The sequence below is a fragment of the Streptococcus sp. 27098_8_103 genome (assembly GCF_041432345.1).
GTDB classification, from domain to species: Bacteria; Bacillota; Bacilli; order Lactobacillales; family Streptococcaceae; genus Streptococcus; species Streptococcus mitis_BV.
In genome coordinates this window covers 1-1,202 of the sequence record NZ_JAPVZK010000061.1, presented here as the reverse complement: position 1 = coordinate 1,202, position 1,202 = coordinate 1, and the positions used below count along the sequence as shown (strand labels likewise).

The following is a 1,202-nucleotide window of genomic DNA, read 5'->3' as shown; positions in this document are numbered from 1 at the left end:
ACGGTTTTCTTGGTTTGAATAGATATTCAATTTTGAGTAGGTATTACTCAGAGTTAAGTGACGATAGCCTAGGAGATACACCTGTACCCATGCCGAACACAGAAGTTAAGCCCTAGAACGCCGGAAGTAGTTGGGGGTTGCCCCCTGTGAGATATGGAAGTCGCTTAGCTCTAGGGAGTTTAGCTCAGCTGGGAGAGCATCTGCCTTACAAGCAGAGGGTCAGCGGTTCGATCCCGTTAACTCCCATTTAAGCGGGTGTAGTTTAGTGGTAAAACTACAGCCTTCCAAGCTGTTGTCGCGAGTTCGATTCTCGTCACCCGCTTTGAACTTTGTTCAATTACCAAGTTTTTAACTTGGGCGCGTAGCTCAGGTGGTTAGAGCGCACGCCTGATAAGCGTGAGGTCGGTGGTTCGAGTCCACTCGTGCCCATAAAGTTTGGTCCGTTGGTCAAGGGGTTAAGACACCGCCTTTTCACGGCGGTAACACGGGTTCGAATCCCGTACGGACTATTTTGGAGGATTACCCAAGTCCGGCTGAAGGGAACGGTCTTGAAAACCGTCAGGCGTGTAAAAGCGTGCGTGGGTTCGAATCCCACATCCTCCTTTTGTATTAACGCGGGATGGAGCAGCTCGGTAGCTCGTCGGGCTCATAACCCGAAGGTCGTAGGTTCAAATCCTGCTCCCGCAATAAGGCTCGGTAGCTCAGTTGGTAGAGCAATGGATTGAAGCTCCATGTGTCGGCGGTTCGATTCCGTCTCGCGCCATTTATATATTTTGGAAGGGTAGCGAAGAGGCTAAACGCGGCGGACTGTAAATCCGCTCCTTCGGGTTCGGGGGTTCGAATCCCTCCCCTTCCATTTTACGGGCATAGTTTAAAGGTAGAACTAAGGTCTCCAAAACCTTCAGTGTGGGTTCAATTCCTACTGCCCGTGTTAATAGAATTATGGCGGGTGTGGTGAAGTGGTTAACACACCAGATTGTGGCTCTGGCATGCGTGGGTTCGATCCCCATCACTCGCCTATTTTATATTATTGGGGTATAGCCAAGCGGTAAGGCAAGGGACTTTGACTCCCTCATGCGTTGGTTCGAATCCAGCTACCCCAGTTACTATTTGCCGGCGTGGCGGAATTGGCAGACGCGCTGGACTCAAAATCCAGTGTCCGCAAGGACGTGCCGGTTCGACCCCGGCCGCCGGTATAGTAT

Annotated in this window: 12 tRNA genes and 1 rRNA gene; all 13 read left to right on the top strand. The window is 51.3% G+C overall.

Annotated elements, in window-relative coordinates:
• The first annotated feature begins 53 nt into the window (after nt 1-53).
• The 13 genes from rrf to O3599_RS09830 all read left to right on the top strand — a co-directional run bounded on the left by rrf (nt 54) and on the right by O3599_RS09830 (nt 1,196).
• Nucleotides 54-169, top strand: a 5S ribosomal RNA gene (rrf, locus tag O3599_RS09890).
• A 4-nt stretch (nt 170-173) separates the two neighbouring features.
• Nucleotides 174-246, top strand: a tRNA-Val gene (locus O3599_RS09885).
• Between the two features lie 5 nt (nt 247-251).
• A tRNA-Gly gene (locus O3599_RS09880) sits at nt 252-322 on the top strand.
• Nucleotides 323-355: 33 nt separating this feature from the next.
• Nucleotides 356-429: transfer RNA gene (locus tag O3599_RS09875), tRNA-Ile, on the top strand.
• A gap of 8 nt (nt 430-437) precedes the next feature.
• Nucleotides 438-509, top strand: a tRNA-Glu gene (locus O3599_RS09870).
• 4 nt (nt 510-513) lie between these two features.
• A tRNA-Ser gene (locus O3599_RS09865) sits at nt 514-603 on the top strand.
• 10 nt (nt 604-613) lie between these two features.
• Nucleotides 614-687: transfer RNA gene (locus O3599_RS09860), tRNA-Met, on the top strand.
• A gap of 3 nt (nt 688-690) precedes the next feature.
• Nucleotides 691-763, top strand: a tRNA-Phe gene (locus O3599_RS09855).
• Between the two features lie 12 nt (nt 764-775).
• Nucleotides 776-856 (top strand) — tRNA-Tyr (locus tag O3599_RS09850).
• A 4-nt stretch (nt 857-860) separates the two neighbouring features.
• Nucleotides 861-931, top strand: a tRNA-Trp gene (locus O3599_RS09845).
• Nucleotides 932-945: 14 nt separating this feature from the next.
• Nucleotides 946-1,018, top strand: a tRNA-His gene (locus O3599_RS09840).
• Between the two features lie 13 nt (nt 1,019-1,031).
• Nucleotides 1,032-1,103 (top strand) — tRNA-Gln (locus O3599_RS09835).
• 9 nt (nt 1,104-1,112) lie between these two features.
• Nucleotides 1,113-1,196, top strand: a tRNA-Leu gene (locus tag O3599_RS09830).
• Nucleotides 1,197-1,202 lie beyond the last annotated feature (6 nt).